The organism is Stenotrophomonas sp. Steno-Z10-HUANG (assembly GCF_056393075.1).
The window spans coordinates 256,591-270,329 of record NZ_JBWJPA010000002.1 but is presented as its reverse complement, the minus strand read 5'-3'; the positions used below and the strand labels follow the sequence as shown (position 1 = coordinate 270,329).

The window sequence follows — 13,739 nt, the reverse complement described above, 5'->3', positions numbered from 1 at the left end:
CCGGCGGCTCGTGAAGATTAGCCCAAGACGGCGCGGTTGGCACGGCCAGCCCGCGCCGTGGCGGTCACTTCAGGGTGAGCGTGCCCTTCATCAGCGCCGCGTGGCCGGGGAAGCTGCAGAAGAACGACAGCGGCGCGCCGGCCGCGGTGAGCTTGGCCACCGGAATGCTGAACGAGGTGCTTTCGCCGCCGCCGACCACCTTGCTGTGGGCGATGACCCGGGTGTCCCCGGCCTTGATGTAGTCGGCGGCCAGCCCGGCCTTGATGCCGTCGGCGTCGATGCCGGCCATGTCGGCGGTCTTGGCGACGACCACGTTGTGGCCCATCACGTTCTTGGCCATTTTGCCGGTGTGCTTGAGGTTGACGGTGAAACTGGCGCAGCTCTTGGGCACGTCGATGTTGGCCATGTTGTAGCGCATGGCGTCGTTGCCTTCCAGGTTCACCGAGCAGCTGCCGGCGGCCTGGGCGGCACCGGCGGCGCCGAGGGCCAGGGTGGAAGCGAGGATCAGTTTGCGGAACATCGTCAAAGCTCCTGTCTACGGGGAGGGGCCGCCGCTACGGGCGGATGGCCGGCCATGCTGTCGCCGGCGTTTCGGGTTGACAAGCGACGTGATGTCGCAGGGGGGGGCGGCCTGCGCCGCGTCGTGCATGCTCAGTCCTCACCCAGGCCGGAAAGCCAGGACGAGACGGCCTGGATGCTGTCCGCGTCCAGCCGCCGGCCGATGCCGCCCATGATGAAGTCGCTGGTGGAGTCGTGCAGGTCGCCTTCGCGGTATTCAGCCAGCTTGCTCTGCAGGTAGGCCGCCTGCTGGCCGCGCAGGACCGGGAAGGTGGCGTACGGCGTGCGCCCGTTGCGGTCGGCGACATCGGCATCGCGCATGCCGCGGGCATCGGCGCCGTGGCAGCCCTGGCACGGGGGGATGCCCTTGGCGGCATCACCGTGCAGATAGAGCGCCCGGCCGCGTTCGAGCAGCGCGGCGTCCACCGGTTCGGCGGGCGTGTTGCCGGTGCCGGCCCGCGCCGCGGGCAGCGGCAGGCTGGCGTAATAGGCCGCCAGGTCGCGCATGTCCTGGTCGTCGAGGGTACTGACCAGGGGCGTCATCGGTGACAGATGGCGCCCGCGCTTCAGCTCGACCAGTTGCCAGTAGGCGAAGTCGGCGCGCTGCCCGCCGATATTGGGGAACGGCGGCGCGGTGCCGCCGCCGTCGTCGCCGTGGCAGGCGCCGCAGACCTGCGATTTCCGCTTGCCGGCGGCCGCGTCGCCGCTGATGCGCGGGACCGCGCGCAGGTCGAGGTAGCGCGGATGCAGCGTGGCCGCAGGCGCGTCGCCGTCCGCGCCGCTGGCGACAGGGGCCAGGCCGGCCAGGCCGCCGGCAAGCACCAGCGGGAGCAGGGGGCATTTCATAGCGCCACCTCCAGCATCATTCCCAGCAGGTTGACGCGGTAGCTTGACGGGCCGCCATCGACGTACACGCGGTGGTCGTAGACCAGCGTGTCCTCGAAACCGAAGTAGTGCCAGTCCGAGAGGTTGCCGCGCTCCCAGGTGTCGAACACGCGCAGCCGCACGCGCTGGCCCAGCGGCATCGACAGCCCTGCGGTGAGCGAGTTGACCCGGTAGACCATCACCGGGTAGCTGCCGCTGGCCAGCGCCGCGTTGGCCGGCACGGTGAGCGCGCCGGGCGAATTCATGCGGTAGCCGGTGCGCCCGCGCGAGGACGTCCAGTTCCAGGCCAGGTCCAGGCTGGCGCGGCCGAGCCGGCGGCTGAGGTTCAGCCCGGCATAGTGGTTGCGCTGGGTATCGTCCATCCACCAGCGGTTGGCCTCGGGATAGGTGGGGCCGCCGAGTTGCGGGTCGCTGCCGGCGGCCTCGTTGACATTGGCGAACACCAGCTCGGAGCGGTCGTGGCCGTACCAGGCGCTGGCGGTGGTGTCCGGGTCCGGCTGCCATTCCCACTGCACGCTGGTGGCGTAGCTGTCCAGCTTCTGACGCCCGATCCGTGCATCGTAGTGGTTGCGGTCCGCGCGCGCGGAGACGTAGACGGTCATGTCGCGCGGCAGGATGAAGGTCGCCATCAGGTCCAGCTTGTGCTGGGTACGCGAGGCGATGTCGTATTTGCGCAGCGCCGCGACCGTGTGCGGCGGCAGCCCCGCGGCCGGTTCGACGAAGCCCGGCAGCGAACTGGAGAAGGTGAACTCGTATGGGTTGTAGTAATAGCGGCTGCCACCACGGTCCAGCCAGCTGTAGTTGGCGCGCAGGGTGAGCCAGTCGGCGGTGCGGTTGTTCCAGCTCAGCCTGAGCATGTTGTCGCGGGTGGTGGCGACCTCGCGGTGCGCACGCTCGATCCAGGTGAAGGTGTAGGTGGCGCCGAGCGTGTTGCGTGGCGACGGGCGCCAGTCCAGGCCGGTGGAGAGCTCGCGGGTTTCCTTGTCCAGCGGCAGGTTGCGGATGCGGGTGAGTACCGAGCGGTTGGCGCCGGGGTCCCACAGGCCCATCTCGCCGGGCACCACCGAGCCCTGGGCGCCGTTCTCGGCGATGTAGCCCCATTGGTCGGTCAGCGGGTTGTACGACCAGTAGGTGCCGGCGTAGTCCTCGCGCAGGTAGCGCGCGGTGCTGCGCCAGGTCAGGCCGTCCAGCGGCTGCAGCACCAGGCGCGCGTCGAGCTTCTGGTTGTTGATCGCCATGTCGGCGCGGTCGCGCGACAGCGCGGCGGTGGTGTTCCAGTCGGCGCAGTTGGCCAGGAACGGCGGCGCCAGGTCCTGGCCGAACTGCCCCTGGCAATCCATCGGTGGCAGCAGGCGGTCGTTCTGGCGCATCGTGCTCAGTGACGCGGCGAGGGTGAAATCGCCCTTCCACGCCGGCAGCCGGCGGCTCACGCTGGCACCAAACCGGTGGTAGTCGTTGTCGGGCTCGTAGGCGAACGAGCCCTGGTACAGCGGGGGCGAGTTGGCCCCGGCCACCGAGCCGACCGCGAACGGCACCGCGTAGCTGAAACTGCGCTGGGCATGGCGGAACAGCGAGCCGGTGTAGCTGAATTCGCTGCGCCACAGGTTGCCGACGAAGCGGAAGCCGCCGCTGAAGTTGAGCGTGCTGTCGTCGATCGGGCGCGGGATCTCGTAGATGCCGCCGTTGTTGGCGAACGGGTAGTTGAAGAAGAACGGGCCGCCGAACGGGCGCGCGCCCTTGCGCTGCTCGTGGGTGAGGCTCGCATAGGTGGTCCAGCGCGGATTGAGCAGGTAGTTGATGCTGACGCCCTGCTTGTCGCGCACCACGGCCAGGGTGATCGGCGGCTGCGCGGCGGAAACGGCCGCGACCTGCGCCGGACTGCTGCCGGCCGCGGCGAGCCCCGGCTTGAGCGTGAGCCGGTCGCTGCCCACGCCGTCCCAGATCGAGCGCGCGTTGCCACTGAGCACGTTGGGCGAGCTGCGCATGAAGGCCTGCACCCGGTAGCGCCCGGCCTGGCCGAACAACGCGCGGTAATACTGGTTGTCCCGGTCCAGCCGGCTCAGGCGCAGGTCGGCATAACGGCCGTCGCTGGCGCGGCGCAGGCTGAAGTCGGCCTGCAGCAGCAGACCGTCGTCCGGGTTGCGGAACCGCCGCCAGTTGGTATTGGCGGTGTCGCCGCTGACGTGCAGGTAGCCCAGTGCGACGTCGCCCGACCACTGCCAGCCACCATCGCCGGCCGGCTTCAACGCCGGCACCTGCGGGTTGCAGCCATACAGGAAGCCGGTTGGCGTGCGCTTGGGGGTCGCCGTCAGCCAGCTGGTGCCGTCCGGGTCGCAGCCGCGCCAACCGACGCGGCCGGACGGGTCCAGCCAGTTGCCGAACTGCAGGTCGATGCCGGCGCCACTGTCCTGTGCCCGTGCCAGCGCGGCCAGGAGGGCGAGGGGCAGCAGCGGCCAGCGGCAGGCATGGGGGCGTTTCCACATGTGCATGGCGTCCTCCCGTTACTTGTGCAGGCGTGGGCCGGAGGGGTGATTGGAGCCGTGGACCTGCGCGTGGCAGGTGATGCAGCCGCGGCCCATCAGGCGTTCGTCCGGGGTCACGCCATTGCCGAGCGACAACGCCGTCTGCAGGTCATTGGGGTGACGGGTGTGCGAATGGCACTGCTGGCACAGCATCGGGATCGGAGCGACCAGCAGGGCGTGCTGGTTGGAGCCATGCACCTGGTGGCAGTTGAGGCAGCTCTCGCGCACCGGCGCGTGTTCGAACAGGAACGGCCCGCGTTTTTCGGCGTGGCACTGGTAGCAGGTCTCGTTGACCGTGTCGGTCTTGAGCAGGGTGGCGTTGAGCGTGCCGTGCGGGTTGTGGCAATCCACGCAGCTGATCTGGCCTTCCGGCAGCGGCATGTGCGAGCGGCGGTTGAACTGCTGGCGGATGTCCTTGTGGCAGGTGGCGCAGGTCTCGCTCACCGACTGCTTGGCGGTCAGGCCTTCGGCGGAGAATTTCTGCATGGGATTGTGGCAGTCGCTGCACGACAGCTCGTTGCGCTGGTGGATCGAGCCCAGCCATGTGTCGCGCGGGCCGCCGGAATGGCAGCCCAGGCAGCTTTCGGTCTGGTTGGCCACGGGCGTGCCGCCCTCATGGGTGAAGGCGATGATCGCGCCCTTGGCGGTCGGGTTGGCCGCATGCACCGAGCCGGGGCCATGGCAGGCCTCGCAGGTGGCGGTGGCCGGATTGGCGGCCAGCGCCACCTGCATGCCCAGCGCATGCGCGGTGTGCGCGAAGTTGTCGCTCTCCTTGGCATGGCAGGCCGTGCAGACCTGTTCGCCGACCGGCTTGGCCTCGGGGTGCGCCGTGTTGCGCGCGGGCACCGCGTCGGCGAAGCCGGGCGGGGCGTTGAAGCCATGCCCGGAAACGGAGGAGGCGAAGCGGGTCTCGGGGAGCTTGACCGCCTGTGCCGGGGCGCCGGCCTGGACCGGGGCCAGCCATGCCGCGGACACCAGCAGCGCGGCGGCAAGCAGCAATACGAAGGCGAGATAGAACCGCACGTTCTTCTCCTTGTTGCCCCTGCCAAGGGGGATGGCAACAGCGTAATTGCGATTACGGTGCGATTTTGAGAAAGCGAGCGTTCAGGTCAAGCTGCAACGCAGCAAGCCAGCGTTCAGGAACGGGGGATGGCGCCCTGCAGGAACAACCGTACCGCCGAGCGGGTACGGGCCTGGATCCGCGGCAGATGGGTGGCGTCGACCCAGCCGCTGACGGACTGGATGATCAGCCCGCCGAAGACCAGCATGTAGAAGTGGTCGGCGGCCATGTCCGGGTCCTCGATGCGCAGGCGGCCGGCGCGCGCTTCGCGGGCGAAATACTGGCTCAACAGCCGTTCCATCGGCTGGATGCCATGGGCGCGGAACCAGTCGCGCAGGGCCGGTTGGCTGATGCCTTCGGCGGTGATGATGCGGTGGCAGGCGATGCGCGCGGGACTGAGGATCTCCTCGACCATGTGGCAGGCCGCCTCCTCCAGCGCCTGCCCGGGTGGCAACGGCGAATCCAGCAGGTCCTCCACCTCCTTGCCGAAGTCACGGATGCTGCGCTCCATCAGCGCGTGGACCAGGCCTTCCTTGTCGCCGAAGGCGCGGTACAGCGTGGACAGCGAACCGCCGGCGCGCTTGACGATGTCCGCCAGGCGCGCGCCCTGGTAGCCCTTCTCGTTGAATACTTCGATGGCGACGTCCAGGAACCGCTCCACGCGCCGTTCGCCGCGACGTTGCAGTTCCACTGCCGGGCGTGGCGGAAGCGTGGGTTTTTCCGGGGGCGGGGGCGGTGGCTGGCGCATGCGGGGGTGCGGGTGGAGCCCGGCGCCAAGGATAGCGCCTGCGCTGCTCAGGAGCTGGCGATGCGGATCGCTGCCGCGGCAGTCAGCGGCGCCAGCAGCAGGCTCACCACCAGGCCCGCACCGAGCAGCAGCAGCGCGCCGCTGGCATCGAAGCCCTGTGCCGCCGCCGCCACCGCGCCGGCGCCGAACACCAGCACCGGCACGTACAGCGGCAGCACCAGCAGCGCCAGCAGGATGCCGGAGCGGCGCATGCCCACGGTGAGCGCGGCGACCACCGCGCCGAGCAGGCTCAGCAGGGGCGTGCCCAGCGCCAGCGACGCCACCAGTACCGGCAGCTGCGCGCGTGGCAGCTGCATCAGTTCGGCCAGCAGCGGACTGACCAGCACCAGCGGGAAGGCGGTGGTCAGCCAGTGCGAGAACACCCGCACCGCGACCAGCCATGGCAACGGCACCGGCGACAGCAGCCACTGCTCCAGCGAGCCGTCCTCGGCATCGCCACGGAACAGGGTGTCCAGCGACAGCAGCCCGGCCAGCAGCACCGACAGCCACAGCACGGCCGCGGCCACCCGCTGCAGCAACTCCGGATTGCCGCCCAGGGCCAGGGCGAACAGCGCCACCACCAGCAGCGCGAACAGGATCGGCTGCGCGGCGTCGCCGCGACGCCGCCACAGCAGTTTCAGGTCGCGCGCGAGCAGCGCCCGGGCGGCGTCGAGCAGGGTGGGCTGCGGTCCGGGCAGGCTCATGCGGCGGCCTCCACCGCGGCAGGGCCGAGGGTGAGCGTGCGGTTGCGCACCGGTGGCGCGGCATAGGCGCCGTGGGTGGTGACCAGCGCGGCGCCGCCGCTGCGCAGGTGCGCGGAAATCATGCGGTTGACCAGGTTGATGCCGTCCAGGTCGAGATTGGCGTAGGGCTCGTCCAGCAGCCATACCGGTGCCGGCGACAGCCACAGCCGGGCCAGCGACAGGCGCTTCTTCTGGCCGGCCGACAGCTGCCGCACCAGGGTGTCCTCGTAGCCGGCCAGGCCGACGATGGCCAGGGCGTTGCCGGGCATCTGCCGCACCCGGCGGCCCTGCAGGCCGCACAGCACGTGCAGGTTCTCCAGCGTGCCCAGGTCCTGCTTGAGCGCGGGCAGGTGGCCCAGGTAGGCGATGTAGCGCGAGCGGTCGCCGGCGCCGGCGGTGCGGCCGTCGATCTGGATCGTGCCGTCGTCGGCGCGCAGCAGCCCGGCGAGCACGCGCAGCAGGGTGGTCTTGCCGGCGCCGTTGCCGCCCTGTACCAGCAGCGCCTCGCCGGCATCCACGTGCAGGTCCAGGGGCCCGAACACCGGGTCGTCGTTGCGGGTGAAGCGCAGTCCGCGCGCGTCGAGCAGCGGCGGGGTGTTCAGGGTAGCGGTCATCGGATCGGGCGCTTCCGTCCTTGGGTGGGAGCGCAGCCAGGCTGGCGCATCGGGCGCGACATTATAGGCATTGCCGCCGGTGCCGCAGCGCGGGCGAGGGCGGCCGTTGCCGCCGGCATTGCGTAAACTCGTCGTTTCCCTTCCCCGACGCCGACGCATCGATGCAACCGCAGACCAAGCTGCCCAAGGTGGGCACCACCATCTTCACCGTGATGTCGCAGCTGGCCGCCGAGCACGGCGCGGTCAACCTGGGCCAGGGCTTCCCGGACTTCCCGGCGCCGCAGCGGCTGATCGACGAGACCGCCCGGGCCATGCGCGAGGGCCTGAACCAGTACGCGCCGATGACCGGCGTGGCGCCGCTGCGCCAGGCCATCGCGCAGAAGGCATTGGACTGCTACGGCGCGCAGGTCGACCCGGATACCGAGATCACGGTGACCTCCGGCGGCACCGAAGCGATCTTCAATGCCATCCATGCGGTGGTGCGCGCCGGCGACGAGGTCATCGTGCTCGACCCGGCCTACGACTGCTACGAGCCGGCCATCGACCTGGCCGGCGCGCGCGCGGTGCATGTGGCGCTGGACCCGCGCACCTTCGCCGTGGACTGGGACAAGGTGCGCGCGGCGATCACCCCCAGGACGCGCATGCTGATGGTCAACACGCCGCACAACCCGTCCGGCGCGATGCTCTCGGCCGCCGACATGCAGGCGCTGGCCGACGTGCTGCGCGGCACCGGCATCTACCTGATCTCCGACGAGGTCTACGAGCACATCGTCTACGACGGCGCCCGCCACGAATCGGCGCTGCGCTACCCGGAGCTGCGCGAGCGCGCGTTCGTGATCTCCAGCTTCGGCAAGACCTACCACTGCACCGGCTGGAAGATCGGCTACGCCATCGCCCCGCCGGCGTTGAGCGCCGAGTTCCGCAAGGTGCACCAGTACAACACCTTCACTACCTACGGCCCGGCGCAGTACGGCTTTGCGGCGATGATCCGCGACGAACCGGAGCACCACCTGGAACTGGGCGCGTTCTACCAGGCCAAGCGCGACCGCTTCCGCGAACAGCTGCTGACCACGCGGCTGCAGCCGCTGCCGGTGCCGGGCGGTTACTTCCAGCTGGTGGATTATTCGGCCATCAGCGACCTGCCGGACCACGAGTTCGTGAGGTGGCTGACCATCGACAAGGGCATCACCGCCATCCCGCTGTCGCCGTTCTACGAAACCGCGCCGGCCGGGCAGCGCCTGGTGCGGCTGTGCTTCGCCAAGAACGACGCCACGCTGGATGCGGCGATCGAGCGCCTGGTGAAACTGTGACGGACGAAGCGCCCGGCAACGACTGGAAACTGACGTTGCGCTACGGGCGCGCCACCACGCCATTCCAGCACTACGCGCTCATCGCCGATGGCCTTGCCGGGGCGCTTGGGGACGGCTTTGATGCCGTCCTGGGCCGGCGGTGATGGCGATGAAGGGATGGGCAACGGATGCCGACGCCGCCGCGGACATGCGCCGTTTCACCAGCGGCAGGATCGGCTTCGAGATGGCGGGGCGGGTTGAAATCCACGAGACGCCGCCGGACCAACCGCCGCGCGAAAATCCTTTCGGCTATGACATCTGTTTCGTGCCTTATGACGGTGATACCGATGAATGACCTCCGCATTTCCCTCGTGCAGGGCGACACCCGCTGGCACGACCCGGCGGGCAATCGCGCGCATTACGGCGCGCTGCTGGCGCCGCTGGCCGGCACCACCGATCTGGTGATCCTGCCGGAGACCTTCACCAGCGGCTTCTCCAACGACGCCATCGACAAGGCCGAGGACATGGACGGCCCGACCGTGGCCTGGATCCGCGAACAGGCGCGCGCGCTGGGCGCGGCGGTCACCGGCAGCGTGCAGCTGCGCGTCGATGGCGGGGTCTTCAACCGCCTGCTGTGGGCCACGCCTGATGGCGGGCTGTGGCACTACGACAAGCGCCACCTGTTCCGCTATGCCGGCGAGCACAAGCGCTATGCGGCCGGGCGCGAGCGCCTGTGCGTGGAGCTGAAGGGTTGGCGGATCAATCCGCAGATCTGCTACGACCTGCGTTTCCCGGTGTTCTGCCGCAACCGCTTCGACGTCGAGCGCCCCGGGCAGATGGATTTCGACCTGCAGATCTTCGTCGCCAACTGGCCGTCGGCGCGCGCCCATGCCTGGCGCACGCTGGCGCGCGCGCGGGCGATCGAGAACCTGTGCTACGTGGCGGTGGTCAACCGCGTGGGCGTGGACGGCAACGGCCTGCATTACGCCGGCGACAGTGCGGTGATCGACTTCCTCGGCCAGCCGCAGGTGGAAATCCGCGAGCGCGAGCAGGTGGTGACCACCGTGGTCTCGGCGCAGGCACTGGCCGAGCACCGCGAGCGGTTCCCGGCGATGCTGGACGCCGATGCCTTCACCCTGGGCTGACCCGGGGCGACGCTGAACGCCGGCCGGATGGCGCGGCCGGTACCTGTCTGCGGACGCGGGCGCGCTGCTAGGCTCGCCGCGTCCCCTTGCGAGTGGAGAGCGAACCATGAAGATCCTGGCGGGAGCCCTGCTGCTGGCGGCTGCGGTTGTCGCGCCGTCCGCCCACGCGGCCGGCAACATCGACTGCGAACTGCGTTTCAACCTGTCCGGCTGGTCGATCTTCTACAAGACCGCCACCGGCACCGGCACCATCACCTGCGACAACGGCGCCAGCATCCCGGTGAAGATCAGCGCCAAGGGGGGCGGCCTGACGGTCGGCAAGTCCACGGTCAGTGATGGCCGCGGCAAGTTCACCGGTGCCTACAGCGTCAACGACCTGATCGGCACCTACGGCGGGGCCGAGGTCCATGCCGGCGCATCCCGTTCCAGCAACGCCCAGGTGGTGACCAAGGGCGACATCTCGCTGGCCCTGGCCGGAACCGGTCGTGGCTGGGACCTGGGCGTGGGTTTCGGCAAGTTCGTGATCGAACGGCGCTGAATTTCCGCTGCCCGATGCCCGGTCGCCTGCCGGGCATCGGGTTCAGTCGTCCGTGGTCACCGGGAACGCCTTCAGCGCTGCCCACACGATGGGCTTGGCCCATCCGGGTACCTGGGTGAATTCCTCCCGCGTCGTGGGGCAGAGGATCCGTCCGCGTTCCACTTCCAGTACCAGCAGCGGCTCGACCCTGCCATCGGCGTCGGCCGCCCGGCTGTTGTCGTAGAGATGCAAGGCGGTGAGGTGCGGCAACAGCGCGATCAGGTTCAATCGCGAACTGTCGAAGCGCTGGCGGATCTTGCCTTCGGGTATGTCGTGGCCGCCGTTGGCGACGCGTCCGGCGACGCGTCCGGCGACGCGCTGCAGGTGCAGTTCGATGCTTTCCAGCCCGCAGAACCAGAGGCTGACCTCGTGCTGCCGCGCACAGGCTTCGCGCAACAGGGCAGGGATGGTGTTCGCGCCCAGCGTGGTCTCAAAGGCGTAATCGACGTCGTTGGCCATGGCTGCGCGCAGCCGGCGTACGCCTTCCTGCCAGGCGGTCGCATTGGCCTCATCCTGCGGCCAGCCGCATTCGACCAGCCGGCGGGTAAATGCGTCCGGGTCGAACCATACCGTGCCATCCTCGGCCAGCATCGCGCCCAGCAGTGAACTCCTGCCTGCGCCATTGACGCCGGCAAGCACCAGGATCTTCGCCATCGCTTACGACGACTTGCCCAGGACGATCGTGCGTCCGCGGCGGGCGGGGCGGGCCAGGGCGTTTGCCAGGCTGCCCGCCTGCAGCGTCGCCAGGTGGGCGTCGAACTCGGCCTGGAGGGCCTGCAGCGACTGTGCGCGCTGCGCCGCGGCGGAACGGCCGTTGGCCTGGTCAACCAGGCGCTGGTACGCCTCGGCTGAGACCACCACCGCCTGTGGATGATTGTGATGGGTGACGACCACCGCGCCATTCCTGAGCACCTTGCGCATCAGTTCGGGCCAGCCTTTGGCCTTGACGTCGCTGGCGGGCGTCTTTTCCAGATCGGACAGGTTCCGGGTGAAATCCATGGGGTTGTGCAGCTTTTGGGTAAATTTCGCATGGCCGGTCCACGGCGGAGCGGGGAACCGTAAAGCAGAACGCCCGGCGCTGGGCCGGGCGTTCATGTCATGCACGGGCAGGCGGGCCGTGACGGCCGGCCTGCGCCTCAGCCGCCGCGCGGTCCGCGACCGCCGCCGCCGGGACGACCACCACCGGGGCGGCCGCCGCCCGGGCGGCCCGCCGGACGGCCACTGCCGCCGGGACGGTTGCCGCCGCGCGGTGCGCCGGAAGGACGGTTGCCGGCCGGACGCGCGCCGTACGGGCTGAAGCCCGGGGTGGCGTGGTCGGACGGGAAGCTCGGGGCATTACCCGGATGACCGTAGGGATGCTTGCGCTGGCCCTGGCTCTGGCCGGCGCCCTGGCCGCCGCCCTGCGGACGCCCCTGGCCACTGCCGCTGCGTGCGGCGCCGCCGGCACCCGGGCGCGGCTTGCCGTACGGGCGGCCCTGGCCGTCGCCCGCCGGGCCACGGCCGGGACCGCGGCTGCCGGACGGACCGGCGTTGCGGTGGCCGCTGGGCCCGGTGCTCACGCCTTCGGGCACGTACCAGGTGCGGAACGCGGCGGGGTTGCCTTCCGGCAGGCTGCGGTCGCCCTTGGGCTTGCGCTGCTTGAACGGCTTCTGCGACTGCTTGGCCGCCGCTTCGCCGCTGACGGTCAGGCCGCCCTTGAAGCCGCCGCCCTTGCCGCCGCGGCCACGGCCGCGGTCTTCGCGCAGGGTGTCGAAGCGGCGCAGTTCGCGGCCTTCGTCGGCGGTGTTGTGGCCGTTGACGTAGGCATTGCCGCGGCCGCCTTCGCGCACGCGCACGGTGGTCTTGGCCGCCTTGCGCTGGCCGATCACCGGCTGCAGGGTCAGCGCCGAGGGCGCGCCTTCTTCCAGCTTCAGTTCGGCGCGCAGCGCCTCGACCTGGGCCTGGGGCAGTTCCACCGACTGCCCGCGCAGCAGTTCGCGCGGCAGTTCGACCTTGCCGTAGCGGGTGCGCTTGAGGCGGCTGACCTGGCAGCCCTGCGATTCCCACAGGCGGCGCACCTCGCGGTTGCGGCCTTCCTTGACCACCACCCGGAACCAGTCGTGCGAGTCGGTGCCGCCGATGCGTTCGATCTCGTCGAACTTGGCCGGGCCGTCTTCCAGCGCGACGCCGCGGGCGAGGCGGTCGACGACGTTGTCCGGCACCTTTTCCTGGCCTTCCGGGGCACGCACGCGCACCACGTACTCGCGCTCGACCTCGAACGACGGGTGCATCATGGCGTTGGCCAGTTCGCCGTCGGTGGTGAGCAGCAGCAGGCCGGTGGTGTTGATGTCCAGGCGGCCGATGGCGATCCAGCGCGCGCCCTTGAGCGGCGGCAGCGACTCGAACACGGTCGGGCGGCCTTCGGGGTCCTCGCGGGTGGTCACTTCGCCTTCGGGCTTGTTGTAGACCAGCACGCGCGACGGGTCGGTCAGCGCGCTGGCGACGAAGCTGCGGCCGTCGAGGTCGATCTTGTCGCCGCTCTTGACCGACATGCCGGTCTGCGCGGTCTCGCCGTTGACCTTGACCAGGCCGTCGGCGATGCGCTGTTCCAGCGCGCGGCGCGAGCCGAGGCCGGCCTGGGCCAGGACCTTGTGCAGGCGTTCTTCCAGCCGGGGCTGCTCGACAGCGGCTTCGCGCTTGAGCGAGAGCTTGTTCAACGACGGCTTGCGGGGGGTGTCACTCATTCTGTTTGGCTCCGGCCGGCGTTTTCTTCGTCGGCCTCAGGTTCGGGATCGGCTTCGTCAACAGCCACGGTCGTCGTCGCGACGGCGTTGTTTCCGGTGTCTTCCACTTCCGCCGCGCGCTCTCCCGGCGCGGCGTCGGGTTCGCCCGTGGGGGCGGTGTCGGGTGCGGCATCCCGGTCGTCAGGGGCTGCCGCGGTGTCGGTGTCGCCGCGCCCGGCAGCGTCGTCCGCTGCGGGGCTGGCCGCGGCGGCGGCGAGCGGCGCGGCCAGCTGGCCGTCGTCGCCCAGCGGCAGCTGCGGCTCCAGCTCGCCGATGTCGCGCAGTTCGGACAGCGGCGGCAGTTCGTCCAGGCGCTTGAGGCCGAAGTAGTCCAGGAACGCGCGGGTGGTGCCGAACAGCGCCGGCTTGCCGGGCACGTCGCGGTGGCCGACCACGCGGATCCATTCGCGCTCTTCCAGCGCCTGGATGATGTTGCTGCTCACCGCCACGCCACGCACCTGCTCGATCTCGCCGCGGGTGATCGGCTGGCGGTAGGCGATCAGGGCCAGGGTCTCCAGGGTGGCGCGGGTGTAGCGGGTCTTGCGTTCGGTCCACAGCCGCGAGACCCAGCCGTGCACCTCGCGGGTGATCTGGTAACGGAAGCCGGAGGCGACCTCGACCAGCTCCACCCCGCGCCCCTGGCAGTCTTCGCGCAGCAGCTCCAGCGCGCGTTCGACGCTGCCCGGCGGCGCCGGCTGATCCTCGGGGAACAGCTCCTGCAGCTGCGCCAGGGTCAGCGGCTGGCTGGAGGCCAGCAGCGCGCCTTCGACGATGCGGTTGATCAGCGGTTGATCCAT

General features: G+C 70.1%; 16 protein-coding genes. 5 read left to right on the top strand and 11 right to left on the bottom strand.

Annotated features, from left to right (window positions below):
* Positions 1-64 precede the first annotated feature (64 nt).
* The 7 genes from azu to ccmA form a co-directional block, all read right to left on the bottom strand.
* The gene (azu, locus tag AC06E6_RS04225; protein ID WP_104938644.1) at positions 65-520 is read right to left on the bottom strand and encodes an azurin; all 456 of its coding nucleotides are present in this window, start codon (positions 518-520) and stop codon (positions 65-67) included.
* A 131-nt stretch (positions 521-651) separates the two neighbouring features.
* On the bottom strand, positions 652-1,404 hold the full coding sequence (locus AC06E6_RS04220) for a c-type cytochrome (protein ID WP_240212664.1): 753 nt from the start codon (positions 1,402-1,404) through the stop codon (positions 652-654).
* Positions 1,401-3,926: an MtrB/PioB family outer membrane beta-barrel protein gene (locus AC06E6_RS04215; protein WP_478060396.1), complete on the bottom strand. Its 2,526-nt coding sequence runs from the start codon at positions 3,924-3,926 to the stop codon at positions 1,401-1,403. The genes AC06E6_RS04220 and AC06E6_RS04215 overlap by 4 nt, the downstream gene beginning before the upstream one ends.
* A gap of 18 nt (positions 3,927-3,944) precedes the next feature.
* On the bottom strand, positions 3,945-4,988 hold the full coding sequence (locus AC06E6_RS04210) for a DmsE family decaheme c-type cytochrome (RefSeq protein ID WP_240212666.1): 1,044 nt from the start codon (positions 4,986-4,988) through the stop codon (positions 3,945-3,947).
* Positions 4,989-5,101: 113 nt separating this feature from the next.
* Positions 5,102-5,716 (bottom strand): TetR/AcrR family transcriptional regulator, encoded by a 615-nt coding sequence (locus AC06E6_RS04205; RefSeq protein ID WP_240212667.1) that lies wholly within the window; start codon positions 5,714-5,716, stop codon positions 5,102-5,104.
* A 104-nt stretch (positions 5,717-5,820) separates the two neighbouring features.
* The gene (gene ccmB / locus AC06E6_RS04200) at positions 5,821-6,516 is read right to left on the bottom strand and encodes a heme exporter protein CcmB (protein ID WP_104938649.1); all 696 of its coding nucleotides are present in this window, start codon (positions 6,514-6,516) and stop codon (positions 5,821-5,823) included.
* Positions 6,513-7,169 carry a heme ABC exporter ATP-binding protein CcmA gene (gene ccmA, locus AC06E6_RS04195; protein ID WP_104938650.1) on the bottom strand — a complete coding sequence of 219 codons (657 nt, stop codon included), beginning with the start codon at positions 7,167-7,169 and terminating at the stop codon, positions 6,513-6,515. The genes ccmB and ccmA overlap by 4 nt, the downstream gene beginning before the upstream one ends.
* A gap of 161 nt (positions 7,170-7,330) precedes the next feature.
* Between ccmA and AC06E6_RS04190 the strand changes: the two genes are divergently transcribed.
* The 5 genes from AC06E6_RS04190 to AC06E6_RS04170 all read left to right on the top strand — a co-directional run bounded on the left by AC06E6_RS04190 (position 7,331) and on the right by AC06E6_RS04170 (position 10,141).
* Positions 7,331-8,479, top strand: a complete 1,149-nt coding sequence (locus AC06E6_RS04190; RefSeq protein ID WP_478060395.1) for a pyridoxal phosphate-dependent aminotransferase — start codon at positions 7,331-7,333, stop codon at positions 8,477-8,479.
* Positions 8,476-8,622 carry a hypothetical protein gene (locus tag AC06E6_RS04185; RefSeq protein ID WP_240212669.1) on the top strand — a complete coding sequence of 49 codons (147 nt, stop codon included), beginning with the start codon at positions 8,476-8,478 and terminating at the stop codon, positions 8,620-8,622. Before AC06E6_RS04190 ends, AC06E6_RS04185 begins: the two co-directional genes overlap by 4 nt.
* A gap of 5 nt (positions 8,623-8,627) precedes the next feature.
* The gene (locus tag AC06E6_RS04180) at positions 8,628-8,813 is read left to right on the top strand and encodes a hypothetical protein (RefSeq protein WP_240212670.1); all 186 of its coding nucleotides are present in this window, start codon (positions 8,628-8,630) and stop codon (positions 8,811-8,813) included.
* Entirely contained in the window at positions 8,806-9,603 is a 798-nt protein-coding gene (locus tag AC06E6_RS04175) for an amidohydrolase (RefSeq protein ID WP_240212671.1), read from the top strand. Before AC06E6_RS04180 ends, AC06E6_RS04175 begins: the two co-directional genes overlap by 8 nt.
* A 106-nt stretch (positions 9,604-9,709) precedes the next feature.
* The gene (locus tag AC06E6_RS04170) at positions 9,710-10,141 is read left to right on the top strand and encodes a hypothetical protein (protein WP_240212672.1); all 432 of its coding nucleotides are present in this window, start codon (positions 9,710-9,712) and stop codon (positions 10,139-10,141) included.
* Positions 10,142-10,183: 42 nt separating this feature from the next.
* Here AC06E6_RS04170 and AC06E6_RS04165 read toward each other — a convergent pair whose 3' ends face one another.
* The 4 genes from AC06E6_RS04165 to scpB all read right to left on the bottom strand — a co-directional run bounded on the left by AC06E6_RS04165 (position 10,184) and on the right by scpB (position 13,739).
* Positions 10,184-10,834, bottom strand: a complete 651-nt coding sequence (locus AC06E6_RS04165; RefSeq protein ID WP_240212673.1) for an ATPase — start codon at positions 10,832-10,834, stop codon at positions 10,184-10,186.
* 3 nt (positions 10,835-10,837) lie between these two features.
* Complete coding sequence (locus tag AC06E6_RS04160) at positions 10,838-11,179, bottom strand: type II toxin-antitoxin system prevent-host-death family antitoxin (RefSeq protein WP_240212798.1); 342 nt, start codon at positions 11,177-11,179, stop codon at positions 10,838-10,840.
* A 137-nt stretch (positions 11,180-11,316) separates the two neighbouring features.
* A complete protein-coding gene (locus AC06E6_RS04155) occupies positions 11,317-12,903 on the bottom strand; it encodes a pseudouridine synthase (protein WP_240212674.1) in 1,587 nt (528 codons plus the stop codon).
* Positions 12,900-13,739 carry an SMC-Scp complex subunit ScpB gene (gene scpB / locus AC06E6_RS04150; protein WP_240212675.1) on the bottom strand — a complete coding sequence of 280 codons (840 nt, stop codon included), beginning with the start codon at positions 13,737-13,739 and terminating at the stop codon, positions 12,900-12,902. Before scpB ends, AC06E6_RS04155 begins: the two co-directional genes overlap by 4 nt.

Coding starts and splice junctions, on each gene's coding strand:
- AC06E6_RS04190 (WP_478060395.1), top strand. CDS start 7,331: ATGCAACCGCAGACCAAGCTGCCCAAGGTGGGCACCACCATCTTCACC.
- AC06E6_RS04220 (WP_240212664.1), bottom strand. CDS start 1,404: ATGAAATGCCCCCTGCTCCCGCTGGTGCTTGCCGGCGGCCTGGCCGGC.
- scpB (WP_240212675.1), bottom strand. CDS start 13,739: ATGGATCAACCGCTGATCAACCGCATCGTCGAAGGCGCGCTGCTGGCC.
- AC06E6_RS04170 (WP_240212672.1), top strand. CDS start 9,710: ATGAAGATCCTGGCGGGAGCCCTGCTGCTGGCGGCTGCGGTTGTCGCG.
- ccmB (WP_104938649.1), bottom strand. CDS start 6,516: ATGAGCCTGCCCGGACCGCAGCCCACCCTGCTCGACGCCGCCCGGGCG.
- ccmA (WP_104938650.1), bottom strand. CDS start 7,169: ATGACCGCTACCCTGAACACCCCGCCGCTGCTCGACGCGCGCGGACTG.
- AC06E6_RS04180 (WP_240212670.1), top strand. CDS start 8,628: ATGAAGGGATGGGCAACGGATGCCGACGCCGCCGCGGACATGCGCCGT.
- AC06E6_RS04175 (WP_240212671.1), top strand. CDS start 8,806: ATGAATGACCTCCGCATTTCCCTCGTGCAGGGCGACACCCGCTGGCAC.
- AC06E6_RS04165 (WP_240212673.1), bottom strand. CDS start 10,834: ATGGCGAAGATCCTGGTGCTTGCCGGCGTCAATGGCGCAGGCAGGAGT.
- AC06E6_RS04160 (WP_240212798.1), bottom strand. CDS start 11,179: ATGGATTTCACCCGGAACCTGTCCGATCTGGAAAAGACGCCCGCCAGC.
- AC06E6_RS04155 (WP_240212674.1), bottom strand. CDS start 12,903: ATGAGTGACACCCCCCGCAAGCCGTCGTTGAACAAGCTCTCGCTCAAG.
- AC06E6_RS04215 (WP_478060396.1), bottom strand. CDS start 3,926: ATGTGGAAACGCCCCCATGCCTGCCGCTGGCCGCTGCTGCCCCTCGCC.
- azu (WP_104938644.1), bottom strand. CDS start 520: ATGTTCCGCAAACTGATCCTCGCTTCCACCCTGGCCCTCGGCGCCGCC.